This window comes from Nocardiopsis suaedae (genome assembly GCF_027706745.1).
Classification (GTDB): Bacteria; Actinomycetota; Actinomycetes; order Streptosporangiales; family Streptosporangiaceae; genus Nocardiopsis_A; species Nocardiopsis_A suaedae.
The window spans coordinates 21,983-43,938 of sequence record NZ_JAQFWP010000046.1 but is presented as its reverse complement, the minus strand read 5'-3'; the positions used below and the strand labels follow the sequence as shown (position 1 = coordinate 43,938).

The window sequence follows — 21,956 nt, the reverse complement described above, 5'->3', positions numbered from 1 at the left end:
CGGATGCGAGCCGATGGGAACGCGCCCCCGCCCGCGGTCCGCCTCGTCGTGTGCGACATGGCCGGGACGGCGGTGGCCGACGAGGGGCTCGTCGAGCACGCCTTCGACGCCGCGGCGCGGGAGGCGGGGGTCGCCCCGGGCGGGGCGGAGCACACGCGGATGCGCCGGTACGTGCAGGCGACCATGGGCGCCTCGAAGATCGCGGTGTTCCGCGACCTGTTCGGCGACGAGGAGCGGGCTCGGACGGCGAACGCGGCGTTCGAGCGGGCCTACGCCGAGGCGGTCGGCCAGGGGCACTGCGCCCCCGTGCCGGGGGCCGAGGAGGCGATGGACCGGCTGCGTTCGCAGGGCCGGGCGGTGGTGCTGACCACGGGGTTCGCACCGGCCACCCGGGACGCGGTCGTGGACGCGCTGGGCTGGCGCGGCCGGGTGGACGGCGCCTTGAGCCCGGCCGACGCCGGGCGCGGGCGCCCGTACCCGGACCTGGTGCTGGCGGCGCTGCTGCGCACCGGCGCCGCCGACGCGGTCCGGGAGGTGGCGGTGGTGGGCGACACCCGTTCCGACGTCACGGCCGGCCGGAGGGCCGGGGCGGGCCTGGTGGCCGGGGTGCTGACCGGGGCCCACGGCGAAGACGACCTCAGAGGGGCCGGAGCCGACGCCGTTCTCGGTTCGGTGGCGGAGCTGCCGGACCTGCTCCGGGACCGGGGCCTCTGACAGGAGGCCGCCGACAGCGGGCCTACAAGGGGCCCCGGAACGTGGGACGGCGACGGCCCGGGGGCTCCCCCAAGCCCCGGACCGCCGCCGTTCTGGGAGGTCCACCCACGTGCACACTCCCGAAACCCCCCTCAAGGCACGGGCGCGGGCGGACAGGGTCCTCGGTCGGCGGGCGGAAGCCGCATTCCCGGAACTCGCCGGTACTCCCCCTCTGCGCGCTCCGCGCGCCGACGGATGACAGTCCATCAACCGACCTGCCCACCTCGCAAACGTTGCAGCGGGTTGCACCGACGTGACTCATTGTCGTGACGGGGCGGCGCCGCGTTCCGCCGCCTCCGCTCGGGCGGCGCGGATCTCCGGCGCCTGCGAGGCGGGGAGCGCGCACGGATCGTCCGCCCCCCGCACGCGCACGTCCACGTGCTCGCTGAACCGGTACGGGCGGCTCTCCAGCAGCCCTCCGAGGCGGCGGCGCAGCCGGGACACCTCCGCCCGCACCGTCACCAGCCGGTCCGGCGCCCCGAACAGCGCCTGCGACAGCTCCGCCGCGCTGCACCCCTCCCGGCGCCGCGCCAGGACGAACAGCACCTCCGCATGGCGCGCGGTCAACCGGTGCGCCCAACTCCCGCTGGGACCGCTCACCGACAGCTCCGGCCCCCGCAGGTCGAGCACGACCTGTGAGGCCGGGGCCGCCTCGCCCCTGCCGGGGCGCACCAGCCATCCGCCCGGCAGCGGCTCCATCCTGCACTCGCCCAGGCTCGGGATCCACGCGGTGCTCGCGCCCACCCGCCGGGGCAGCAGGACCCGGCGCACCGGCTCGGTCCCGGCGGCGGCCGCCGTCCACCCGTTCTCGTCGACCACCAGCGCCGGACCGGCCATGCCCGCCAGCAGCGGCGCCGCCACCGCGCGCAGCCGCTCCAGGTTGGCGTCGTGGCGGCCGCGCAGGTGCGACTCGGCCAGCTGGGCCACCGCGTTGACCAGTGCCAGGGTGGAGGCGTGTGCGGTCGCGGCGGGCCCGGTCACGTCGATCGCCCCGATCACCCGCCCGTCGCGCGGGTCCCGCACCGGCGCGCACGCGCAGGTGAGCCGGTGCAGGCCGCGCACGTAGTGCTCGGCCGAGTACACCTGCACCGGCCGCTCCACCACCAGCGCGGTGCCGATGGCGTTGGTGCCGGTGGACCCCTCGTCCCAGGCGGCGCCCTCCACCAGCCCGGCGCTGTCGGCCAGGCGGCGCATGTCCCGGGCCCCGTCCCGCCACAGGATGTAGCCCCGCGGGTCGGTGACGAGCATGACGTGCCCGGCCTCCTCCCGGGCGCCCAGCAGCGCCGAGCCGACCAGCGGGAGCACCTCCTCCAGCGGGTTGTCGCCGCGCTCCTGGTCGACCTGCTCGCCGCGCAGGCTGGGCCCGGGCCGACCGCTGTCGGGGTCGATCCCGTACCGGCGCACCCGTTCCCAGGAGTCCTCGATGACCGGGCGCGGCGGCACCGGCGGCCGCCCCCCGGTCAGCGCCGCCTCGTGCACGCGCCGCAGCAGGCGCGCATGGCGCTGCGGGTCCGCGCCGGCGGGCAGTGCGATATCGAGCCGTTCCTCCCCCACGGTGGTGTCCCTCCCCGTCCTCGCGGCCGCCTCCCCTGCGCCCGCTCCGGAGGACACATCCTTATCAGCCGGACGGCGCGCGGCAACCCTGGGACCAGGCCGGAATGCGGGTCGGTGGGCGGGACGGCCCGGCGCCTCCGTTCCCGCAGCCCGCCGCGCCCGCCCGGCACGGGAACGGCGGTACCGTTTCGGCGGGGCGCGGGACGACCCGGCGAACCCCCGCGATTCCCCCTATGACCAGGGACTTTGCCGGACCGTTCCGTACTTGTTGCCCTCTCTTGCGGCGGACCGTCCGTGGCGGACGGTGAGCACGCGTGCCGTGTGCGTGATAGTGGCTGCACGCCCCAGACGCCGGAGGTAGGGAGTGGACCCTGTGCACATGCGGCCCCGCCGACCCCGTCCCCTCGCCGCCCTCTTCGCCGCCGCCGTCGCCGTTCTCGGGGCGGCGGCCGGGTGCGGCGCCGACGAGGAGCTCGCCACCGCCCGCGCGGCCGCGGGCGACCTCTCGGCGTCGATGCTGCGCCCGCAGGCCGAGGACGCGTTCTCCCGCAAGGGCCACCCCATCGCCGGGCGGCTGGAGTGCTCCGCCGACACCGGTTCGGACGACACCGGCACGGTGCGCCTGGTCTGCACCGGGATGACCCGCGACGAGCAGCAGGCCGAGGTCTCCGGCCGGATCGGGTACGCGGCGGTGACGGGCAGGGAGGACGGCGACGACGGCCTGCCCGGGCGCTTCGTGGGACGGGTCGGCGGCGACGAGGTCTTCGTGGTGACCTGCTTCGACTGCAAGCCCGCCCCGGTCGTCGACGGGGACGGCGGCGAGGGGGCCGAGGCGGGCGCCGACAAGGACACGGACACCGACACGGCCAAGGACAGCGACGGGGACGGGTAGGCACCCGGGGAAGGCCGCGCCGGGCGGTGCGGCCGACGACCGACCCCCTGAGGTGCGCCATGCCCGTCCTGCGGCCGTCCGCGTTCGTCTTCGACCTCTTCGACACCCTGGTCCCCCTGGAACCGCTGGAATGGCGCCTGCGCGAGGCGGGCGTGCCGCGCGTGCTGATGCGGCGCTGGTGGGACCACCTCCTCCGGGACGGCTTCGCCCTCGCGGCGGCGGGCGGCTCCGCGCCGTTCCGGCAGGTGGCCCGGAACGCGCTCGCCGACATCACCGGCCACCAAGTGGCCGGGGCGGCGGCCGAGGCGGTGGTCGGCGCCCTGGCCGAGCTGGAGCCGCGCGCGGATGCGGCCGAGGCCCTCCGCGCGGCGCGCTCGGCCGGGGAGGCGCGGGTGGCGGTGCTGGACAACGCCGACGCCGCGACGGTGCGGGCGCTGTTGGAACACGGCGGATGCGCCGGACTCGTGGACGTGGTCGTGGAGGCCGGTTCGGCCGGCGCCTGGAAACCGGCACCGGCGCCCTACCTGGCGGCGGCCGAGGCGTGCGGGGCCGCCCCCTCCCGGACGGCGCTGGTGACGTCCCATGGCTGGGACGTGCACGGCGCCCACGCGGCGGGGCTGGTGACGGCCTGGTCCTCGCACGCGGAGTGGCGCTTTCCGGCGGTGTACACGGCCCCCGACGCGTCGGGGCCGTCCCCCGTGGCGGTGGTGGAGGCCCTGCTGTCCGGGGAGGGGCGCGTCCCCGCCGAGTGAGGGCGCAGGGGCGGCGGGGCGATACTTTCCTCTCCGACAAGTACTTGCCAACTTGGAAAGTAGTTGCCATGGTGGAAACCTCACCCCCGGAGAGACGATGAGGAGGCTCCGCCATGGAAGGAGCGATGGACGGGACACCGGGCGGCGCGGGCCGCGCGCACATCGGCCGGGAGCAGGCCGCCGCCTCGCTCGCCGCGGCCGAGGACGCCGCCGCGAAGATGCGCCGGAAGGCGTCCACGTACGCGGTCTACTGCGCGGTCTTCGGCACGGTCATCCCCGCGTGCACGGCCGTGATCGGACTGGCGCCCTCCCTGCTCGGCAGGGAGGCCACGGTCCCGATCGTGATGACGACCTCGGCCGTGATGGGCGTGGCGATCCTGTCGCTCATCATCTACCTGCTCACACGGCCGGTCACCGGGACGTGGTTCACCCGCGCGCACATGGCCACCATGCTGTCCTGGGGCATCCTGTACAGCGTGACGATGCTCGTCGGCATGTACGCGTTCCGCGCCGAGCCCGCCTGGTGGATCCCGATGTCGATCGCGACCGCGCTCCCCTTCGCCGCCGCCATCGCCTGGATCCTGCGCATGAACCGGAGGGAACGGTGACCCGCCACCCGCGCGCACGGCTGGACGACGTGATCCACGCCCCGGTGCGCTTCTCCATCGTCGCCGCCCTGGCCGCCGTGCAGCAGGCCGACTTCAAGGCGGTGCGCGACGCGGTGGAGATCACCGACTCGGCCCTGTCCAAGCAGGTCGCCACCCTGGAGAAGGCGGGGTACGTGGACGTCGGCAAGACGTGGGCCGGGCGGCGGCCCAGGACCGTGCTCCGCCTGACCTCGGGCGGGCGGGCCGCCTTCGGGCAGCACGTCGCCGCGCTCCGCGAGATCGCCGAGGGCGCCGTCCCCGCGGTGGGCGACGGCGGGGACCGCTGACCTACCCCTGCCGCTCCGCCTTCTCCAGGCGGGAGATCGCCGCGTCCGGCGACCGCGCGTGCTCCCGGAAGCCCTTCCACGGGTCCACGCCGTCCCGCTCGGCGAAGCCGCGCACCGTCCACCGCGCCGCCGACCGCAGACCGTCCAGCTCGTCCCAGGCCACCGGAGCGGCGACCGGCGCCCCGGGGCGGGCCCGGACCGAGTAGGGCGCCACCGCGAGCTGCGCGTACCCGTTGCGCAGGTAGTCGATGAACACCCGCCCGCGCCGCTTCTCCTTGCGCACCGCCGTGGTCAGCTCCTTCGGCCTGCGGGCGGCCACCCTCTCGGCCACCGTGCGCGCGAACGCCTTGACCCGGTCGGTGTCGGCCCTCCTGTCGATCGGGCACACCACGTGCAGCCCCCGCGACCCCGTCGTCATCACGAACGCCGCCAGCCCGAGCGCCTCCACCTCCTCGCGCACGTCGCGCGCGGCCGCGCACACCCCGGCGAAGTCCCCGGCCCGCGACGGGTCCAGGTCGAAGACGATCCGGTCGGGCGTGCGCGGCAGGTCGGCCCGGCTCATCCAGATGTGCAGCGGGAACGCGTCCTGCCCGCACAGCCAGACCAGGGTGGCCCGGTCCTGGCACAGGACCATCTCGGCCTCGCCGCCGCTCTCCCGGGGCACCTGCGCCGACGGCACCCAGTCCGGGGTGCCCGCCCACCGGTTCTTGACGAAGAACCCGCCGTCGCCCTCGATGCCCTCCGGCCACCGCTGCACCGCCAGCGGCCGGTCGCGCAGGTGCGGGAGCATCCGCGCGGCGACCCGCAGGCAGTGGTCGACCAGTTCTCCCTTGGTGGGCCCACCAGGCTCGAACAGCTCCTTGTCGGCGTGGTGGACCTCCGGCAGCGTTCGTGCGCCCATGCCCCCACCCTTCCCGCGCGGGGGCGCGGTCAGTCGCCCCCGGGGCGGCCGCGTCCCGACCACGGCCGCACCAGGCGTTCGGCCAGGTCGGGGCGGTCGAACCGGCGCATCAGCGCGGCCAGGTCCTCCAGCACGGCCGAGCGCTGCGCGGGCGCCAGGCCGTGCAGGAACTCCTCGACCGCCCCGCCGCCCTCGCGGCACGGCGCCTCCCCGTCGGCCCCCACCAGGCGCACCTCGGCGGTGAAGTCGCGCACCCGCGGGTGGTCGAACAGGTCGTGGTCGAGCAGCAGGCAGGTCAGCTCCGCCTCGGCCACGCCGCGCTCGGCGAGGGTGAAGGCGCGGCCGGCCGCCGCGGTGGCGCGCAGCACGTCCCGGCGGACGCGGGCGCCGATGCGGACCCGTTCGGGCGCGTCGACGCCGACGATGTCCAGCACCACCCGGAAGTAGGCGTGGAAGCACAGGTCCGCGTCGGCGCTGGGGATGCGCGCCTGGAACTCGTCGGCGACGGGACCACCGCGGCCCAGGAACCGTCTTCGGCGCATGCGGCCCCCTTCCGGTGCGGGCGCGGGGGCCGTCACGGCCGCTCCCAGACGTTCACTCCGCCCTGCACGTCGCCCATCTGGTAGACGCTGCCCGAGTTGCCCTCGGCGTTGTTGTTGACCACGGTGCCGCCGGAGGGGGGCGCGGCCGGGGGCGCCCCGGCCTTCTCTTCGGCCCCGGTCTCCTCCTCGGCACCGCCGCCCCACCGGGAGACGGCACCGGCCGCGGAGGGGACGGGCACGTACAGGTAGCCCTCGGCCCGGTAGCCCTTCCCGGCGACCTCGGCGTCGACGGGCGCCCAGCGGCTCGCGTCGACGCCGGTGAACCCGCCCAGCACCACGTCCTCGTAGACCCGGCGGCCGATGATGGCGGCCACCAGCGTGGTGTCGGGGTGGGAGCGGGACAGGGCCCGGCGCACCGCGCCCGAGTCCAGCAGCCGGTGGGTGTCGATCATCGCGTCGCCCATCGCGTCGATGCCCGACCCGTCCCCGGTGTCGGGCAGTGGGCCCACGCCGAGGCTGACCCGCATGCGCAGGCGCAGGTCCCGGTCGACCGCGGCCAGCCAGGGCCGCTTCTCCTCCAGCACCTCCTGCAGGGTGTCCAGGAACGGGTCGATGAGCCGGGGCAGGTGGGCGGGGTCGGTGCCCAGCACGTACCCGTCGCCGTCGTGGCGGGGGAAGCTGGGGGCCTTCCAGACCTCGACCAGGCCCGACCGGGTCAGGGCCAGTTCGAGGACCTCGGGGATGAGCCGCCCCACGAGCTGCTGGTGGACGGCGGCGGTGCGGCTGAACCGCTCCATGTCCACCGCCAGCACCGCGCGGTAGGCAGGCAGGGGGACGCTGGGCCGGGGTCGGGGGGTGTCGGGTTCCATGTGCGCTCCGATCCGCTCGGCGGCGGCCGGACGCTCCGGCCGCCTGTGTCCCAGCCTGGCCCAACCGGGCGGCGTGCTGTGTCCGATCATGAACACAGCGGGAGAACGCCCCGTTCCGTCAGCCGCCCTCGGCGAGCGCCTCCAGTGCGGCCATGTCCAGGACGGCCACGTAGCTGCGCCCGGTGCGGATCAGGCCGCGCTGGCGCATGCGGGTGTAGGCGGCGGCCACCGAGGTGCGCGAGAGCCCGGCGAACTCGGCGATCTCCCGCTGGGGCAGCGGGATGCGCACCAGCACGGCGCGGCGCCCGGGGCCGGGCCCGTCGGTGATGGGCGCGGCGGTGGGCACCCCCAGGGCGCGGGCCAGGTACAGCAGGGCGACGGGGAGCCGCTGCTCGGCCGGGAGGGCGGCCTGCTCGGCCCGCAGGGCGTCGCTCTCCATCTGCCGGGCCAGGGTGCTCTCCCACAGGGCGGCCTCCAGGCCGCGCTCGCCGACGATGCGGCGGAACCGCTCGGCCGGGAAGACGGCGGTGGCGCAGGGGCCCACGGCGGTCACCGTGGCCGAGCGCTCGCCCCCGCCGGGCAGCAGCATCGGCTCGCCGAGGACGTCGCCTGCGGCGCGGAAGGCCAGGGGGACAAGGGTGCCGTCGGCGCGCAGCCGCACCACCCGGGCCTGTCCTTCGGCGAGCAGGTGCACGGTGCTGCCCGGGTCGCCCTGGCGCATGAGGGCCTCGCCGGGGGAGAAGCGGGCCCGGCTCCCCTCGGCCAGCAGCCGCGCCCACTGCCGGTCGTCGAGCAGCCCGCCCAATCCGCGTCTGGGCAATCACGCCCCCTCGTTCTTCAGCGCCGTGTTCGGTAGGGAGATCCCTACCGTCTTCGGCGCCGATTTCGGTGTCACTGCGGCGCCAGATCCGTGTAACCCATTGTGCGCTGCACAAAGACCGCCGGGGGCGGGTTTTCGGCGGGCCGTGCAGACCGGTGGGCGGGCCCGGGGGCGAACGGGCCGTTCACCGCCGCCGCCCCGCACGGGGGTACGGGATACCGGTTCCGCATTCCCCGCCGACGGGGGCGCCGACCACCGCGACCGCCCGCTCACTGACCGTTTCTCACCCTCTTGACCTGCGATACCCCCCTTCTTACGGTCTAGACCACTCGGCGCGTTCGCCCCCACCGGACACGAATCGACCCGCACGCGCGGCGGGATTCCCCTCCGCCGCATTTCCCGCACGAAAGGCCGAGCATGAATCTGAGAAGAAAGGCCCTCGCCGTCGCCGCGGCGACCCCGCTGCTGTTCGCCCTGCTGCCCGCCGGGACGGCCAGCGCCCACGGGTACGTCTCCTCCCCCGCCAGCCGCCAGGCCCAGTGCGCCGCCGGCACCGTCGAATGCGGCCAGATCAAGTGGGAGCCGCAGTCCGTCGAGGGCCCCAAGGGCCTGATGAGCTGCAGCGGCGGCAACGGCCGCTTCGCCGAGCTGGACGACGACTCCAAGGACTGGCAGGTGCACCCGGTCGGCACCTCGGTCGACTTCACCTGGACCCTGACGGCCCAGCACGCCACCTCCACCTGGGAGTACTTCGCCGACGGGCAGAAGGTGGCCTCCTTCGACGACGGCGGCGCCCGGCCGCCGTCCAGCGTCACCCACCGGGTGGACCTGAGCGGGCACGGCGGCCCCACCAAGCTGCTGGCCCGGTGGAACATCGCCGACACCGCCAACGCCTTCTACGCCTGCATCGACCTCGACGTCGGCGCGGCCTGACCCAGGGCGATGCGCGCCATGGCGGACAGGGGGCGCGACCCCGGGGCGAAGTAGTCGCTGTGCCCGCCCGGCCCGGCGTCGAACACCTCCGCGCCGAAGCCGGCGCCGACCGGGTCGGGGCCGAACCCCACCGTGGTGCCGGGCAGGTGCAGCGCCCCGTGCGGGACTCCGGCGATCCAGTCGGAGTCCCCGCGCCCGGCCCACACCCGCCGGGCACCGATGTCGGCGGCCCCGGCCACCCCTGCCCCGGGGCTGCCGACCAGCACCGCGTCGGCCGCCCGCGCCGACGCCCGGTGCGCCCGACCGCACACCACGGTCCCGTAGGAGTGGCAGACCACGGTCAGGCGGGCGCCCGGCGCGGCGCGCAGCAGCCGCGGAACGAACACGTCCAGCGCCCGCGCCCCCGTGTCGGCGCGCCCGGTGGTCGCCACCGCCGGGCTCACCGTCGCGGGGGCGGGGTAGCCCATCCAGGCGACGACGGCCGTCCGCGCCCCGGGGTCCTCCTCGGCCATGCGCGCGTGCAGTTCGCGGGCGGCGTCGCCGACGCGCATGTACGGCTTGGCGCCCTGCCCGTCGAAGGTGTCCAGGGTCGTGTCGGCGCCGGGCACCAGGACGGCCACCCGGTCGGCGTCCTCCAGGTCGCCGACCACCTCGACGGCGCGCCCCTGGCCGTGGGGGTCGAACTCCAGCAGGTCCCGGCCGGGGGCGGCGAGCGCGCTCAGCGCCTCGGCGCGTTCGGCGTCACCCGCCCGCTGCGCCGCCCGCGACGCGCGCGCGGCGGCGTCCCGGTTGGCGTCGTAGGCCGCCTCCGGCCGGTCCGGCGACCATTCAGCGGCCTGGACACCCCCCACCCCGGAGAGGTCCGGCACGCCGGGCGGGGCCGGGGGCGCCGTGGACGTGGCGGCGAGCGCGACCGCCCCCGCCAGTGCCGTCGCCGCGCGCGCCACACGCCCCGCCTTCCTGTGCATCCGTGCCTCCCCCGCCGTCCTGTGTCCGGCACAGGACGCTACGGAGCGCGCGGCCTACGGCGCGTCCCCCTGTCGGGCCCACCCGCGCCTCCCCCTCAGGTGGCATCCGGCGGGCGCCCGACCCCGAGTCGTCCGCCACGCGGGCGCCATGGACGCGTACGCTCTCCCCCGTAGCCGACCGAGGGCGCCGGGGGCGCCCGCGACGAGATTGAAGAGGCCGGTCCATTGGTGACGTCGATCGACACGGTTCCCGGGTGGTTCTCCGACGACGAGCTGGCGTGGGTGCGCTCGCGCATGCCCGTCCTCTACGTCAACGCGGTCCCGGTGCGCGTGGACAACACCGGGTCGGTGACGCGGGTGGGCCTGCTGTTGCAGGCCTCCCCCGAGCAGACCATCAGCCGGGCGGTGGTCTCCGGGCGGGTGCTCTACCACGAGCGGATCCGCGACGCGCTCCTGCGCCACCTGGAGAAGGACCTGGGCCCGATGGCGCTGCCGAGCATCCCGGCCACGCCGCAGCCGTTCACGGTGGCCGAGTACTTCCCCACGCCGGGCGTCACCGCCTACCACGACCCGCGCCAGCACGCGGTCGCGCTGGCCTACGTGGTGCCGGTGACCGGCGACTGCCGCCCCCGCCAGGACGCCCTGGACCTGGTGTGGTTCACCCCCGAGGAGGCCGCGGGGCCGGAAGTGCAGTCGGAGATGGCCGACGGGCAGGGCGTGCTGGTGCGCCAGGCACTGGCGCACGCGGGGTGCCTGCCCTAAGACCCTGGGGGGATGTTGGGCCGCGGGGCACCGTGGCTTGACCGTGCGACGGGTACGACCGCAGCCGACCTGCACCCGTTCTGCATAGGGATCTCCCATGAGCGAGGGGTACACCGCGCCTGACGGCGGCCCGATCACGACCACCGGGGCCGGCGCGCCCGCGCCCAGCGACGAGCAGTCGCTCAGCGTGGGGCGCGACGGCCCGCTCCTTCTCCACGACGTCTACCTCGTGGAGAAGATGGCGCACTTCAACCGCGAGCGCGTCCCCGAGCGAGTGGTCCACGCCAAGGGTGCGGGGGCCTACGGCACGTTCCGGGTCACCCAGGACGTGTCCGAGTACACCTGCGCCGACGTGTTCCAGCCGGGCCGCGAGACCCCGGTGCTGGCGCGCTTCTCCACGGTCGCCGGAGAGCAGGGCAGCCCCGACACCTGGCGGGACCCGCGCGGCTTCGCGCTGAAGTTCTACACCCGCCAGGGCAACTACGACATGGTCGGCAACAACACGCCGGTCTTCTTCATGCGCGACCCGCAGAAGTTCCAGGACTTCATCCGCTCGCAGAAGCGCGACCCGCGCACCGGTCTGCGCGACAACACCATGCAGTGGGACTACTGGTCGCTGTCGCCGGAGTCGGCCCACCAGGTGACGTGGCTGATGGGCGACCGGGGCGTGCCCCGGTCCTACCGGAACATGGACGGCTTCAGCTCGCACACCTACATGTGGGTCAACGCGGCGGGGCGGAAGGTGTGGGTGAAGTACCACTTCCTCACCGACCAGGGCAACGAATTCCTGCCGCAGGAGGAGGCCGACCGCATGGCGGGGGCCGACGCCGACCTGCACCGCCGCGACCTGTACGGGGCCATCGCCCGCCGGGACTACCCGTCGTGGACCCTGAAGGTGCAGATCATGCCCTTCGAGGACGCGGCGGACTACCGGTTCAACCCCTTCGACCTGACCAAGGTGTGGCCGCACGGCGACTACCCGCTCATCGAGGTGGGGCGGATGGTGCTGGACCGGGTGCCCGAGGACTACTTCATCCACGTGGAGCAGGCCGCGTTCGAGCCGTCCAACCTGGTTCCGGGCATCGGGCCTTCGCCGGACAAGATGCTGCTGGCGCGGCTGTTCTCCTACGCGGACACGCACCGCTACCGCATCGGCGTGAACTACAACGAGCTGCCGCCGAACCGCCCGGAGGTGCCGGTGCGCGCCTACCAGAAGGACGGGCGGATGAGGTCCACCCCGCCGAACACCGGGGCGGTCTACCACCCGAACTCCTTCGGCGGCCCCGACGCCGTCCGCCAGGAGGGGCCCGAGGAGTCGTCCTGGCCGGTCGAGGCGGCCGAGCTGGTGCGCGAGGCCTACACCCGGCACCGGGACGACGACGACTTCGTCCAGCCGCGGGCCCTGATCCGCGACGTGATGGACGACGCGGCGCGCGACCGGCTGGTGTCCAACGTGTCCGGGCACATCGCGCAGGTGCACGACGACGGGGTGCTGGGCCGCGCCGTGGACTACTGGTCGAACATCGACCCCGAGATCGGTCGGCGCGTGGCCGCCCGGGTGAAGGGCAACCACACCGCTTGAGGACCCGGCGGGGGCCGGTTCCGGCCCCCGCCCGGCTCCGGCCCTCCTCTCTTGAGCGAGTGCTCAAATTCGTCTACGCTTCCTTTTGAGCGACCGCTCAAAAGGAAGGGAGGCGGCGTGGGGCTGTACATCGAGACCCGCATCCGCACCGGCATCGACCTGCTGTGGGAGCGCACCCGGGACCCCCGCCTGCACGTTTGCTGGGACCTGCGCTTCACCGAGATCCGCCCGCTGCCGCGGCTCCTCAGCGAGCCGGAGCGCTTCACCTACCGCACCCGCCTGGTCGGCCCGCTGGAGGTCTCCGGCACCGGCGTCAGCGCCGGGGAGCGCGACCGGCCCGACGGCACCCGCACCTCGGCGCTGCGGTTCGCCTCGGACCACCCGCTCTCCCCCATCGCCGAGGGGCGCGGCTTCTGGCGCTACATCCCCGACGGGGACGGCGTGCGCTTCCTGACCGGCTACGACTACCGCCCGCACCGGGGCCGCATCGGCCGCGCGGCCGACCGGCTGCTGTTCCGCCCGCTCATGGGGTGGGCCACCGCCTGGTCGTTCGACCGGCTGCGGCTGTGGTGCGAACGGGGGCTGGCCCCGGAGGCGGCCCTGCGCCGCGCCGCCGCGGAGGCGGCCCTGCGGGGCGCGGCCGCCCTTGCCGCCCTGCTCGCCGCGCCTCCGCTCGCCGCGGTCGCCGTCTGCGCGGCCGCCGCCCTGCTGCCCCCGCTGCCCTCGACCCCGGCGGCCCGGCGGTGCCTGCGGCGCCCGCCCCGCGGCCGGACCGCCGCACCGCCGCCCCTCCTCGAACGATTGGACACCCCATGAAATCGGTCTTCCAGCGCGCGATGGGCGACGAATTCGACCGGCTCCACCCGCAGATGCGCCGCCGCCTCTCCCCGGGGATCGCCTCCGACGAGGCGCTCTTCGGCCGCGGCACCATGGACCGCGTCTGGCACGGCGCCCGCTTCGTCAAGCCCTTCCTGGCCCTGGGCGCCGCGCGCAACATCCTCGTCCCGCGCACCGGCCGGGACGTCCCCTTCACCATCGTGAACATGCCCTACACCGACGCCGTCGGGCGCGAGGCCCTGACCTTCGTGCGCACCTTCGCCTTCCCCGGGCGCCCCCGCCGCTTCGACGCGGCCATGGTCTACTCCGAGGAGCGCGACCGCCTGGTCGACTACCTCGGCACCCACCAGCACCTGGCGTGCGACCTGCACGTGGAGGCCGACGGCCGGGGCGGCGTGGTGATCCGCTCGGACCGGCTGCGGTTCCGCGAGGGTCCGGTGGACGCGGCGGTGCCGTCGCTGATCGCCGGAGACGCGGTGGTGCGCGAGCACTACGACCCCGACAGCGGCCGCTTCCATGTGAGCGTCCACGTGGCGAACCGGCGCTTCGGCCCGCTCTTCGGCTATGAGGGGTCGTTCGCGGCCCAGTACCGGCCCGCCGGGAACGGCCCGCTCCCGGCCCGGCTGCGGCCCCGGCGCCAGGAGGCGCGCGTATAGTGGCGCCCCATGGCGAGCGATGACACCCGCACCAAGCTGCTCGACGGAGCCCTCGACACCGTGGTGCGCAACGGCATCGCCAAGACCTCGGCCCGCAGCATCGCCGCCGCCGCGGGGGTGAACCAGGGGCTGATCTTCTACCACTTCGGCAGCGTCGACGAGCTCCTGGCGGCGGCCTGCCGGTACGGCGCCGAGCAGAGCGTGCTCCGCTACCGGGACCGCTTCGCCGCCGTGCGCTCCTTCGACGACCTGGCGCGCCTGGGCCGGGAGCTGCACGAGGCCGAGCGCGGCTCCGGGCACCCCGCCACCCTGGGCCAGCTGCTGACCGCCGCGCCCTCGCGGGAGTGGCTGGCCGAGGCCACCACCGCCGGGCTGCGGCTGTGGACCCGGGAGCTGGAGGCGGTGCTGGCGCGGCTGCTGCCCCGCACCCCGCTGGAGGGGCTGGTGGACGCCCGCGGCCTGGCCACGGCGCTGGCCGCCGGGTTCGTGGGGCTGGAGCTGTACGAGGGCGCCGACCGGGAGGGCGCCGAGCGGGCGTTCACTTCGCTGGAGGAGCTCGGGCGGCTGGCCGCCGTCCTGGACGACCTCGGCCCGGTCACCCGCACGGCCGTGCGCGCACGGCTGCGCGCGGCCGCCCGGGACCGGGCCTGAGGCGTTCCCCCGGCGCGGCGGGGCTGCGGCGGGTCAGAGCTGGACGATCTGGATCAGGTTGCCGCAGGTGTCGTCGAACACGGCGGTGGTCACCCCGCCCATCTCGGTCGGCGGCTGGGTGAAGCGCACGCCCAGCCCGGTGAGGCGCCCGTGCTCGGCGGCGATGTCGTCGACGGCGAACGACGTCGCCGGGATGCCGTCGGCGACGAGCGCCTTCTTGTAGGCCCCGGCCGCCGGGTGGCCGTCCGGCTCCAGGAGCAGCTCGGTGCCGTCGGGCTCCTCGGAGGAGACCACCGTCAGCCACCGCGGTCCCCCCAGGGGGACGTCGTGCTTCTTCTGAAAGCCCAGTACCCGTGTGTAGAAGTCCAGGGCCTTCTCCTGGTCGTCCACGAACACGCTGGTCACGTAGATCCTCATGGTTGCCCGTCCTTTCGCCCCCGAGCGGGCCAGCGCTCGGCGATCGCGCGCAGCGGCGCGGTGTCGATGGTGTGGAACCGGTAGCGGCCCTCGCGCTCCACCCGGACCAGCCCGGCCTCCTCGAGCACGTCGATGTGCTGGGAGACGGCCTGCCGGGAGGAGGCGAGCCCGTGCTTCACGGTGAGCCGCCCGCAGATCTCGAAGAGGGTCTGCCGGTCCCGCTCGTAGAGCTCGTCGAGCACGGCCCGCCTCGTCGGGTCCGCCAGGGCGCGGTAGATGTCCGCCATACCCCCGACCATAAGCAAGTGGCTACTTGCATGTCAATCTCGGAGCAGGGGAAACGTTCCCGCGAGCGCGAGCCGGTATGCTCCCGGGAGCACAGGGCCGCCGCGGCGGCCGGTCCGGGACGAACACAGGGGAACGGATCGTGGGCAAGCGACTGCCGACGGTATCGGCGCCGATCGGGTTCACCGTCGGCGGCACCGACCGGATGCGGCTCCTGACCGCCGCCGCCGGGGCCGGACTGGTGCTCGGCGCGGCCATGGCGGTGTTCGGGCTCCCCCCGGTCGACCTGCACGGCCCCAACCACTACATGGGGATCATGAGCCCCACGTGCGGCGCGACCCGGTCGGTGTGGAGCGCGATGAGCGGTGACTGGGCCATGTCCTGGCGCTACAACCCGCTCGGCATCCCGCTGGTGCTGGGCGCGGCGGCGGTGCTGATCCGCACCGCGGTCGGGGCCGTTACCGGCCACTGGGTCAACGCGACCGTGCGCGCCCCGCGGACCCTGCTCGTGCTCACCGGCGTCGGCACCGTCGCCCTGTGGATCCGCCAGCAGCTCAACGCCGACCTGGTCGGACCGCAGCCGGGCGACACCTTCTCCCCGGCCGGGCTCCTCCTCGTCCTCTCGGCGACCGCCGCCTACGTCCTGTACGTCGTCGGGCACCGGGCCGTACGGCGCCGCTTTCGCCGCGCCTGACGAGCGCGTAGAAAGGGGGCGGGACGCCTCCGCGCAGAAGGGGACCGGCATGGACGGCGCACGCGAGGCCGCGCGCGGCTATTGGAACCAGCGGGCCGAGGGCTACGACGCGGCGATGGACAGGATCGAGGGCGTGCTCTTCGGCGACGCCCGGCGGCGGCTGTGCGAGCAGGCGCACGGCAGGACCCTGGAGGTGGGGGTGGGCACCGGGCGCGGCCTGGAGCTGTACCCGGAGGGCACCGACCTGACCGGGGTCGACCTGAGCACCGGCATGCTGGAGCGGGCCCACGAGCGGGCCGGGCGCCTCGGCGTCAAGGCCGACCTGCGCGAGGGCGACGCCGAGGACCTGCCCTTCCCCGACGCCTCGTTCGACACCGTGGTGTGCGCGCTGTCCCTGTGCTCGGTGCAGGACGTGGAGCGCGCGGTCGCCGAGTCGCACCGTGTGCTGCGCCCCGGCGGGCGGCTGCTGCTGCTCGACCATGTGCGCCCCACCTTCCGGCCGCTGCTGTGGCTGGCCATCGGGGTGCAGCGCCTCATGGACCGCTTCGAGCCGGACGCGGGAGAGCGCATGCTGGGCCGCCCGCTGCCGGTGGTCGAAGCGCAGGGGTTCGCCATCGATCACACCGCCCGCTTCAAGGGCGGAATGGTCGAAATGGTCGCGGCGCACCGGCCCGTCTGACGCACCGCCCCGCGGGTGTCAGTCCCCGCTCACCAGGTCGTTCAGGGCGTCCTCGATCCCCCGGTGGAACGTGGGGTAGGCGTAGATCATCGACCGGAGCACCTCCACCGCGGTGCGTGCGTGCACCGCGACCGACAGCGCCCCCAGCACCTCACCCCCGTTGGGCCCGGCGGAGGTGGCCCCGACCAGCACACCCGCGTCCCGGTCCTCGACCAGCTTGATGAACCCGTCGTTGCCGGCCTCGTGGATCCACCCCCGGGCGGTGGAGGGGACCTGCGCGGTGCCGGTGCGCACCCGCACCCCCTGCTCGCGGGCGCGGTCCTCGGTCAGGCCCACCGCGCCCACCTCCGGATCGGTGAAGGTGACCCGGGGCAGCGCCCGGTAGTCGGCCACGGGGCCCTCCCCGCCGGTGAGGATGTCCTGGGCGGCGATGCGCGCCTGGTAGACCGACACGTGGGTGAACTCGCCCCTGCCGACGATGTCCCCCAGGGCCCACACCCCCGGCGCCACCCGCATCCGCTCATCCACGGGGATCGCGCGGGCGGAGGTGTCCAGCCCGATCGACGCCAGCCCCAGCCCCTCCAGGTCCGGGCGGCGACCGGTGGCCACGAGCAGCCGCTCGGCCTCGATGCGGCCGTGGTCGGTCTCCACGGCGAATCCGCCGGGGCCGTGCGCCACCCCGGTGATGCGCACGCCGGTGCGCACGTCCAGCCCTTCGCGGGACAGCACACCGGCGACCAGCTCCCCCGACTCGGGCTCCTCGGGGCCCAGCAGCCGGTCCTGCGCCTCCAGCACACTCACGCGGGTGCCGAAGCGGGCGAAGGCCTGCGCGAACTCCAGGCCGATCGGCCCGCCGCCGATCACGCACAGCGACCCGGGCGCCTTCTCCGCACGGACCGCGTCCCGGTTGGTCCAGTACGGCACCCGGTCGAGGCCGGGGATCGGCGGCGCGAAGGGCACCGTCCCGGCGGCCACCACGACTCCGGTCCGGGCCCGGATCAGCCGCTCGCCGCCCTCTTCGCGCACCCGCACCGTGTCGGCGCCTTCCAGCCGCCCGGTGCCGCGCACGAACCGCCCGCCCTGGCCCAGGAAGCGGTCCACGGCGGCGGTGTCGTCCCAGTCGGTGGTGGCCTCGTCGCGGATGCGGCGGGCCACGGGCGCGAAATCGGGGAAGGCCTCGGCCGTCCCCGCCAGCTCGGGCACCCTGCGGGTCTCGGCCAGGGCGTCGGAGGCGCGCACCATCATCTTGGTGGGAATGCAGCCCCAGTAGGGGCACTCACCGCCCACCAGGGCGGCCTCCACGCCCACCACGTCCATCCCGGCCCCGGCCAGGCTCCCGGCCAGGGCCTCGCCCCCGGGCCCCATGCCGACCACGACCACATCGGCGGTGTCCGTCCCGGTGTCGGCCATGCCGTATCACCTTCCCCTTCCTGTTGTCAGGGCTCCCCCCGGCGCCCCTGCCGGGGTTCCCCTGCCCCGAACGCAGGCGCCGTACGCCCTCGGGGTCCAGCACGCGGGTCAGGCGCCCAGCACCCGGGAGAAGAAGCCCCGGATCGCGCCCTTGCGCTCGGCCTCCAGATGGGGTGCGTACTCGCGGACCGCCCGCACCACCGCGCCCACCGAGGGGTTCACCATCTCCTCCCTGCCGACCACCACCGTGGGCACGGTCTCGTCCCCGCCGGTGATGGCGCGCACGCGCGCCGCCGCGCCGTCGTCGGACCAGATGTCCACCTCGTTCAGCCGCACGCCCGCGGCGCGCAGCCCGCCGCGCAGCGCGTAGCAGAAGGGGCACCCCGGCCGCCAGTACAGCACCGCCTCGGCACCGCCCTCGTACTCGGTCATCGCAGTTCTCCCACCTGTCTCTCGTCGGCCGTGCGTGCCCGACCATGCCGGCGCCCTTCCGTGGAGCCTTCCCCGGATCTGTTCGGGGGTGACACATCGCCCGGCCCCGGCCGGCTCCGAACACCACACGGAAGGGACCGGCCGGGCCCGGGTGAGCAAGGCGACCCCGGCCGCCGCGAGGAGCGGTCCCGCGCGGCCAGCAGACTGGATGCACGACCCGACGAAGACGAGGTGACCATGGAACGCACACCCCTCCGCCCCCTTCGCGGCACCGCCGCAGCGGCGGCGGCCGCGGTGCTGGCGCTGGCCGGATGCGGCGCCCCGGACGGGGGCGGCCGGGAGGCGGCGGGCTCCCCTTCCGCCGGCACGGAGGGCGCGGGCGGCTCGGACGGCGGCTCCGGCGGCGGAACCCCGGCCGCGCTGGACTTCTCGGCCCCGCTGATCGGCGGGGGCGAGATCGACGGCGCGGACCTGCACGGCAAGCCGGTCGTGCTGTGGTTCTGGGCGCCCTGGTGCACCATCTGCCGGGGCGAGGCGTCCAGCGTGACCGAGGCCGCCGAGCGCTACGGCGGCGAGGTGGAGTTCATCGGCGTCGCGGGCCAGGGCGGGGTCCCGGAGATGGAGGAGTTCGTCGAGTCCACCGGCACCGACGGGATGCGGCACATCGTGGACGAGGACGGGTCCATCTGGTCCGGCTTCGAGGTGACGATCCAGCCCTCCTTCTCCTTCCTGCGCGACTCGGGCACGTTCCTGACCTACTCGGGGACGATGAGCGAGGAGGACCTGGACGCGCGGGTCGACTCCGAGGTGCTGGGCGGGTGATGGACCAGCTCCCGATCGCGATCGCCCTGGCCGCCGGGATGCTGGCGGTGCTCAACCCGTGCGGGTTCGCGCTGCTGCCGGGGTACGTGGCACTGCTGGTGGCCGACGCGCCCGACGCCTCCGGCACGCGCGGCGGGCGGGGTGCGGCGCTGGGCCGCGCGCTGGCCACGACGGCCGCCATGACCTCCGGCTTCGTCGCCGTGTTCGGCCTGTTCGCGCTGGTCGCCGTCCCGCTGGCGCTGTCGTTGGAGCGCTACCTGCCGTGGGTGACGGTCGTCATCGGGGTGCTGCTGGTGGCGCTGGGGGTGTGGCTGCTCAGCGGCCGGTCCCTGGCGGTGCCCGGGGTGCGGGCGCCTTCCCCGGGCAGGCCCACCCGGTCGCTGCGCTGGGCGGCGGCCTATGGGACCGCCTACGCGACCGCGTCGCTGTCCTGCACCGTCGGCCCGTTCCTGGCGGTGACGGCCAGCGCGTCCGCCGCCGGGGGCGCCGCGGCGGCGGTCGGGGTGTTCGTCGCCTACGCCGCCGGGATGGCGCTGGTGGTGGCGGTGCTGACGGTGGCCGCGGCCCTGGCCCGCGCGGGGCTGGCGGCGCGGATGAGGCGTGCGCTGCCGTACGTGAACCGGGCGAGCGGGGCGCTGCTGGTGGCGGCGGGCGCCTATGTGGCCTACTACGGCTGGTTCGAGGTGCGGGTGCTGTCCGGGGCGCCCGCGCAGGACCCCGTGGTCGGCGCGGCGACGGCGGTGCAGGCGGCGCTGGCCCGGGCCCTGCAGGAGGCGGGGCCCGGCGTGCTGCTGGCGGCCCTGGCGGTGCTGGTCGCGGTCGCGGGCGCCGTGGGCCTGGTGCGCTCGCGTGCCAGGGCCGCCGCAGAGCGCGGGGTCAGCCCGCGTGAGCACGGTCGCTGAAGGCGGCCACGTCGCTCTCCTCCCAGCATTCGACCCCGGTCAGCCCGGGCATGCGGTCCTTGGTGAACACCGGGTCCCTGCCCTCCCTGCGCTGTTGGGCGTAGTCGGCGAGCAGCCGGCAGGCGGTCCCGGCCAAGGGGGCGAGGGCCGCCAGGTTGACCAGGGCCATGACCCCCATGCTGAGGTCGCCCAGGGTCCACACCAGCCCGCCCGAGCCGATCGCGCCCAGGAAGACCGCGGCCACCACCGCGATCCGGAAACCGGTCGCGGCGTAGGGGTTGGGGCTGATGTAGGCGACGTTGGAGGAGCCGTAGAAGGTGTTGCCCAGCACCGAGGTGAAGGCCACCAGGAGGATGACCACGGTGAGGACGTGCAGCGCCCAGGGCCCCAGGTGGGCCTCCATGGCGTTCTGGGTGAGCGTGGGCCCGGCCTCCTCGGTGTAGGTCGGGTCGCTCAGCAGGATGATGAAGGCCGTGGTCGAGCAGACGAGGAGGGTGTCGAAGTAGACGCCGAGCGTCTGCACGAGCCCCTGTTTGACCGGGTGGCTGACGGTGGCGCTGGCCCCGGCGTTGGGAGCCGACCCCAGGCCCGCCTCATTGGAGAACATGCCGCGGCGCATGCCCTGCACGATGGCGGTCCCCACGCCCCCGGCGGCGATCTCGCGGAGGCCGAAGGCGTGCGCGATGATCTCGGCGACCATCGCGGGCACCTGGGCGGCGTTCATCGCGATGATCACCAGCCCCATGGCGATGTAGACCGTCGCCATGACGGGCACGAGCAGGGTGGCGGCGCGGGCGATGCGGCGGGCGCCGCCGAAGACGACCACCCCGGTCAGGGCGGCGACGACGGCACCGACCGCGTAGGGCAGCCAGGACGCCTCCGGCATGCCCGCGGTCCGGGCCGTGTTCACCAGCGCGCCGGCGATGGTGTTGCTCTGGATGCTGGTGAAGACCAGGCCGAAGGTGACGGTGATGACGACCGCGAAGAGGACGCCCATCCACCGGGCGCTGAGCCCGGCCTGCATGTAGTAGGCGGGGCCGCCGCGGTAGCCGGTGGTGTCGCGCACCTTGTAGAGCTGGGCGAGGGTGGACTCGACGAAGCTCGCGGCGCCGACGACCAGGGCCATGGCCCACATCCAGAAGACGGCCCCGGGGCCGCCGAGGGCGATGGCGGTGGCCACCCCGGCGATGTTGCCGGTGCCGATGCGGGCCGCGGCCGAGACCGCGAAGGCCTGCAGGGCCGAGATCGGCCGCCCGCCGTCGGGGGCGCGGCCGGGGGCCGACCGCATGGCGCGGAACATCTCGGGCAGCATGCGGAACTGCACGCCGCCGGAGCGGACCGTGAAATAGATGCTGAGGACCAGGAGGACCGGGATCAGCAGGTAGGCCCAGAACGCGTCGCTGAGCGCGACGACCTCGGCATCCAAGGCGTCCACTGGGGGGCTCCCTTCATCGGTGGAGACGTCGTTGTCCTTCCGTGGCGGGCGTGCGTCGCGCACGCCCGCCACGGCCACCGCAAAGCCCGTGCACGGGGCCGCGGGGTCGTTCATCGCATCCGGACGCGCAGGGCCGACCACCGACCGGAGGATCGGAGGGGCCCTGGGAGGCGCATGTGACGTGCGCCGCAGGACAGGTAACGCCAAATTCGGTGTTCCTGCAAGATCGGCGACGAAGGCGGACGTTCCTCCCACACGCCGCGGCGGCGGCGCACAGAGCACCAAACGGACCGGTCGGTAACCCCCCAGAAAGCGCGGCACGGCGGCGCTGCCGTGCATTAACTCCACGTAAATCCAAGGGCAACGGAACATCCAGAGAAAAGGAAACAGAATTAACGGAAACCTTCTCCAGTGACGAGCATCACACCGTTGACCCCATGTCGACCTGCGACGATCGTCGATCGCAGACGACCG

26 protein-coding genes are annotated in these 21,956 nt (G+C 74.8%); 15 read left to right on the top strand and 11 right to left on the bottom strand.

What is annotated here, in order from left to right; translation table 11 throughout:
• Positions 1-3 precede the first annotated feature (3 nt).
• Positions 4-714, top strand: a complete 711-nt coding sequence (locus O4U47_RS21445) for a phosphonatase-like hydrolase (protein WP_270679716.1) — start codon at positions 4-6, stop codon at positions 712-714.
• Between the two features lie 297 nt (positions 715-1,011).
• Here O4U47_RS21445 and O4U47_RS21440 read toward each other — a convergent pair whose 3' ends face one another.
• Positions 1,012-2,307, bottom strand: a complete 1,296-nt coding sequence (locus O4U47_RS21440; protein ID WP_270679715.1) for a GAF domain-containing protein — start codon at positions 2,305-2,307, stop codon at positions 1,012-1,014.
• A gap of 379 nt (positions 2,308-2,686) precedes the next feature.
• Here O4U47_RS21440 and O4U47_RS21435 point away from each other — a divergent pair, with 379 nt between their 5' ends.
• The 4 genes from O4U47_RS21435 to O4U47_RS21420 all read left to right on the top strand — a co-directional run bounded on the left by O4U47_RS21435 (position 2,687) and on the right by O4U47_RS21420 (position 4,885).
• Positions 2,687-3,199, top strand: a complete 513-nt coding sequence (locus tag O4U47_RS21435) for a hypothetical protein (RefSeq protein ID WP_270679714.1) — start codon at positions 2,687-2,689, stop codon at positions 3,197-3,199.
• A gap of 59 nt (positions 3,200-3,258) precedes the next feature.
• On the top strand, positions 3,259-3,951 hold the full coding sequence (locus tag O4U47_RS21430) for an HAD family hydrolase (protein WP_270679713.1): 693 nt from the start codon (positions 3,259-3,261) through the stop codon (positions 3,949-3,951).
• 113 nt (positions 3,952-4,064) lie between these two features.
• On the top strand, positions 4,065-4,559 hold the full coding sequence (locus tag O4U47_RS21425) for a hypothetical protein (RefSeq protein WP_270679712.1): 495 nt from the start codon (positions 4,065-4,067) through the stop codon (positions 4,557-4,559).
• Complete coding sequence (locus tag O4U47_RS21420) at positions 4,556-4,885, top strand: transcriptional regulator (RefSeq protein ID WP_270679711.1); 330 nt, start codon at positions 4,556-4,558, stop codon at positions 4,883-4,885. The genes O4U47_RS21425 and O4U47_RS21420 overlap by 4 nt, the downstream gene beginning before the upstream one ends.
• A 1-nt stretch (position 4,886) precedes the next feature.
• On the opposite strand, the gene ligD is transcribed toward O4U47_RS21420, so the two are convergent.
• From ligD to O4U47_RS21400, 4 genes are all read right to left on the bottom strand, one after another.
• The gene (gene ligD / locus O4U47_RS21415; protein WP_270679710.1) at positions 4,887-5,786 is read right to left on the bottom strand and encodes a non-homologous end-joining DNA ligase; all 900 of its coding nucleotides are present in this window, start codon (positions 5,784-5,786) and stop codon (positions 4,887-4,889) included.
• A 29-nt stretch (positions 5,787-5,815) separates the two neighbouring features.
• Positions 5,816-6,328, bottom strand: coding sequence for a hypothetical protein (locus O4U47_RS21410; RefSeq protein ID WP_270679709.1), 513 nt, complete (start codon positions 6,326-6,328; stop codon positions 5,816-5,818).
• A 32-nt stretch (positions 6,329-6,360) separates the two neighbouring features.
• Positions 6,361-7,197 carry a hypothetical protein gene (locus O4U47_RS21405; RefSeq protein ID WP_270679708.1) on the bottom strand — a complete coding sequence of 279 codons (837 nt, stop codon included), beginning with the start codon at positions 7,195-7,197 and terminating at the stop codon, positions 6,361-6,363.
• Between the two features lie 118 nt (positions 7,198-7,315).
• Entirely contained in the window at positions 7,316-8,017 is a 702-nt protein-coding gene (locus O4U47_RS21400; protein ID WP_270679707.1) for a Crp/Fnr family transcriptional regulator, read from the bottom strand.
• A 417-nt stretch (positions 8,018-8,434) separates the two neighbouring features.
• Between O4U47_RS21400 and O4U47_RS21395 the strand changes: the two genes are divergently transcribed.
• Complete coding sequence (locus O4U47_RS21395) at positions 8,435-8,950, top strand: lytic polysaccharide monooxygenase auxiliary activity family 9 protein (protein ID WP_270679706.1); 516 nt, start codon at positions 8,435-8,437, stop codon at positions 8,948-8,950.
• Here the strand turns inward: O4U47_RS21395 and O4U47_RS21390 are convergent.
• Positions 8,914-9,918, bottom strand: coding sequence for an alpha/beta hydrolase (locus O4U47_RS21390; protein ID WP_270679705.1), 1,005 nt, complete (start codon positions 9,916-9,918; stop codon positions 8,914-8,916). The two genes, O4U47_RS21395 and O4U47_RS21390, sit on opposite strands and share 37 nt — an antisense overlap.
• Before the next feature lie 228 nt (positions 9,919-10,146).
• On the opposite strand from O4U47_RS21390, the gene O4U47_RS21385 reads away from it, so the two are divergent.
• The 5 genes from O4U47_RS21385 (at position 10,147) to O4U47_RS21365 (ending at position 14,406) form a co-directional block, all read left to right on the top strand.
• Positions 10,147-10,680 (top strand): NUDIX hydrolase family protein, encoded by a 534-nt coding sequence (locus O4U47_RS21385; protein WP_408639005.1) that lies wholly within the window; start codon positions 10,147-10,149, stop codon positions 10,678-10,680.
• 97 nt (positions 10,681-10,777) lie between these two features.
• A complete protein-coding gene (locus O4U47_RS21380; RefSeq protein WP_270679703.1) occupies positions 10,778-12,262 on the top strand; it encodes a catalase in 1,485 nt (494 codons plus the stop codon).
• A 117-nt stretch (positions 12,263-12,379) separates the two neighbouring features.
• Positions 12,380-13,078, top strand: a complete 699-nt coding sequence (locus tag O4U47_RS21375) for a hypothetical protein (RefSeq protein WP_270679702.1) — start codon at positions 12,380-12,382, stop codon at positions 13,076-13,078.
• Positions 13,075-13,755, top strand: a complete 681-nt coding sequence (locus O4U47_RS21370) for a DUF4166 domain-containing protein (protein ID WP_270679701.1) — start codon at positions 13,075-13,077, stop codon at positions 13,753-13,755. The genes O4U47_RS21375 and O4U47_RS21370 overlap by 4 nt, the downstream gene beginning before the upstream one ends.
• A gap of 9 nt (positions 13,756-13,764) precedes the next feature.
• Positions 13,765-14,406: a TetR/AcrR family transcriptional regulator gene (locus tag O4U47_RS21365; RefSeq protein ID WP_270679700.1), complete on the top strand. Its 642-nt coding sequence runs from the start codon at positions 13,765-13,767 to the stop codon at positions 14,404-14,406.
• Positions 14,407-14,439: 33 nt separating this feature from the next.
• Here O4U47_RS21365 and O4U47_RS21360 read toward each other — a convergent pair whose 3' ends face one another.
• Entirely contained in the window at positions 14,440-14,823 is a 384-nt protein-coding gene (locus O4U47_RS21360) for a VOC family protein (protein WP_270679699.1), read from the bottom strand.
• On the bottom strand, positions 14,820-15,110 hold the full coding sequence (locus tag O4U47_RS21355) for an ArsR/SmtB family transcription factor (protein WP_270679698.1): 291 nt from the start codon (positions 15,108-15,110) through the stop codon (positions 14,820-14,822). The genes O4U47_RS21360 and O4U47_RS21355 overlap by 4 nt, the downstream gene beginning before the upstream one ends.
• Positions 15,111-15,250: 140 nt before the next feature.
• On the opposite strand from O4U47_RS21355, the gene O4U47_RS21350 reads away from it, so the two are divergent.
• Positions 15,251-15,802: a DUF2752 domain-containing protein gene (locus tag O4U47_RS21350; RefSeq protein WP_270679697.1), complete on the top strand. Its 552-nt coding sequence runs from the start codon at positions 15,251-15,253 to the stop codon at positions 15,800-15,802.
• A gap of 49 nt (positions 15,803-15,851) precedes the next feature.
• On the top strand, positions 15,852-16,481 hold the full coding sequence (locus O4U47_RS21345) for a class I SAM-dependent methyltransferase (protein WP_270679696.1): 630 nt from the start codon (positions 15,852-15,854) through the stop codon (positions 16,479-16,481).
• A gap of 18 nt (positions 16,482-16,499) precedes the next feature.
• On the opposite strand, the gene O4U47_RS21340 is transcribed toward O4U47_RS21345, so the two are convergent.
• Positions 16,500-17,891 carry a dihydrolipoyl dehydrogenase family protein gene (locus O4U47_RS21340; RefSeq protein ID WP_270679695.1) on the bottom strand — a complete coding sequence of 464 codons (1,392 nt, stop codon included), beginning with the start codon at positions 17,889-17,891 and terminating at the stop codon, positions 16,500-16,502.
• A gap of 108 nt (positions 17,892-17,999) precedes the next feature.
• The gene (locus O4U47_RS21335; RefSeq protein ID WP_270679694.1) at positions 18,000-18,323 is read right to left on the bottom strand and encodes a glutaredoxin family protein; all 324 of its coding nucleotides are present in this window, start codon (positions 18,321-18,323) and stop codon (positions 18,000-18,002) included.
• Positions 18,324-18,560: 237 nt separating this feature from the next.
• Here O4U47_RS21335 and O4U47_RS21330 point away from each other — a divergent pair, with 237 nt between their 5' ends.
• Together O4U47_RS21330 and O4U47_RS21325 are read left to right on the top strand one after the other, a co-directional pair.
• On the top strand, positions 18,561-19,145 hold the full coding sequence (locus tag O4U47_RS21330) for a redoxin domain-containing protein (protein ID WP_270679693.1): 585 nt from the start codon (positions 18,561-18,563) through the stop codon (positions 19,143-19,145).
• Positions 19,145-20,047 carry a cytochrome c biogenesis CcdA family protein gene (locus tag O4U47_RS21325; protein WP_270679692.1) on the top strand — a complete coding sequence of 301 codons (903 nt, stop codon included), beginning with the start codon at positions 19,145-19,147 and terminating at the stop codon, positions 20,045-20,047. Before O4U47_RS21330 ends, O4U47_RS21325 begins: the two co-directional genes overlap by 1 nt.
• Here O4U47_RS21325 and O4U47_RS21320 read toward each other — a convergent pair.
• Positions 20,022-21,482 carry an alanine/glycine:cation symporter family protein gene (locus O4U47_RS21320; protein ID WP_270679691.1) on the bottom strand — a complete coding sequence of 487 codons (1,461 nt, stop codon included), beginning with the start codon at positions 21,480-21,482 and terminating at the stop codon, positions 20,022-20,024. The genes O4U47_RS21325 and O4U47_RS21320 overlap by 26 nt on opposite strands.
• Positions 21,483-21,956 lie beyond the last annotated feature (474 nt).

Coding starts and splice junctions, on each gene's coding strand:
- O4U47_RS21445 (WP_270679716.1), top strand. CDS start 4: ATGCGAGCCGATGGGAACGCGCCCCCGCCCGCGGTCCGCCTCGTCGTG.
- O4U47_RS21435 (WP_270679714.1), top strand. CDS start 2,687: ATGCGGCCCCGCCGACCCCGTCCCCTCGCCGCCCTCTTCGCCGCCGCC.
- O4U47_RS21430 (WP_270679713.1), top strand. CDS start 3,259: ATGCCCGTCCTGCGGCCGTCCGCGTTCGTCTTCGACCTCTTCGACACC.
- O4U47_RS21425 (WP_270679712.1), top strand. CDS start 4,065: ATGGAAGGAGCGATGGACGGGACACCGGGCGGCGCGGGCCGCGCGCAC.
- ligD (WP_270679710.1), bottom strand. CDS start 5,786: ATGGGCGCACGAACGCTGCCGGAGGTCCACCACGCCGACAAGGAGCTG.
- O4U47_RS21410 (WP_270679709.1), bottom strand. CDS start 6,328: ATGCGCCGAAGACGGTTCCTGGGCCGCGGTGGTCCCGTCGCCGACGAG.
- O4U47_RS21405 (WP_270679708.1), bottom strand. CDS start 7,197: ATGGAACCCGACACCCCCCGACCCCGGCCCAGCGTCCCCCTGCCTGCC.
- O4U47_RS21395 (WP_270679706.1), top strand. CDS start 8,435: ATGAATCTGAGAAGAAAGGCCCTCGCCGTCGCCGCGGCGACCCCGCTG.
- O4U47_RS21390 (WP_270679705.1), bottom strand. CDS start 9,918: ATGCACAGGAAGGCGGGGCGTGTGGCGCGCGCGGCGACGGCACTGGCG.
- O4U47_RS21380 (WP_270679703.1), top strand. CDS start 10,778: ATGAGCGAGGGGTACACCGCGCCTGACGGCGGCCCGATCACGACCACC.
- O4U47_RS21370 (WP_270679701.1), top strand. CDS start 13,075: ATGAAATCGGTCTTCCAGCGCGCGATGGGCGACGAATTCGACCGGCTC.
- O4U47_RS21365 (WP_270679700.1), top strand. CDS start 13,765: ATGGCGAGCGATGACACCCGCACCAAGCTGCTCGACGGAGCCCTCGAC.
- O4U47_RS21360 (WP_270679699.1), bottom strand. CDS start 14,823: ATGAGGATCTACGTGACCAGCGTGTTCGTGGACGACCAGGAGAAGGCC.
- O4U47_RS21355 (WP_270679698.1), bottom strand. CDS start 15,110: ATGGCGGACATCTACCGCGCCCTGGCGGACCCGACGAGGCGGGCCGTG.
- O4U47_RS21345 (WP_270679696.1), top strand. CDS start 15,852: ATGGACGGCGCACGCGAGGCCGCGCGCGGCTATTGGAACCAGCGGGCC.
- O4U47_RS21340 (WP_270679695.1), bottom strand. CDS start 17,891: ATGGCCGACACCGGGACGGACACCGCCGATGTGGTCGTGGTCGGCATG.
- O4U47_RS21335 (WP_270679694.1), bottom strand. CDS start 18,323: ATGACCGAGTACGAGGGCGGTGCCGAGGCGGTGCTGTACTGGCGGCCG.
- O4U47_RS21330 (WP_270679693.1), top strand. CDS start 18,561: ATGGAACGCACACCCCTCCGCCCCCTTCGCGGCACCGCCGCAGCGGCG.
- O4U47_RS21325 (WP_270679692.1), top strand. CDS start 19,145: ATGGACCAGCTCCCGATCGCGATCGCCCTGGCCGCCGGGATGCTGGCG.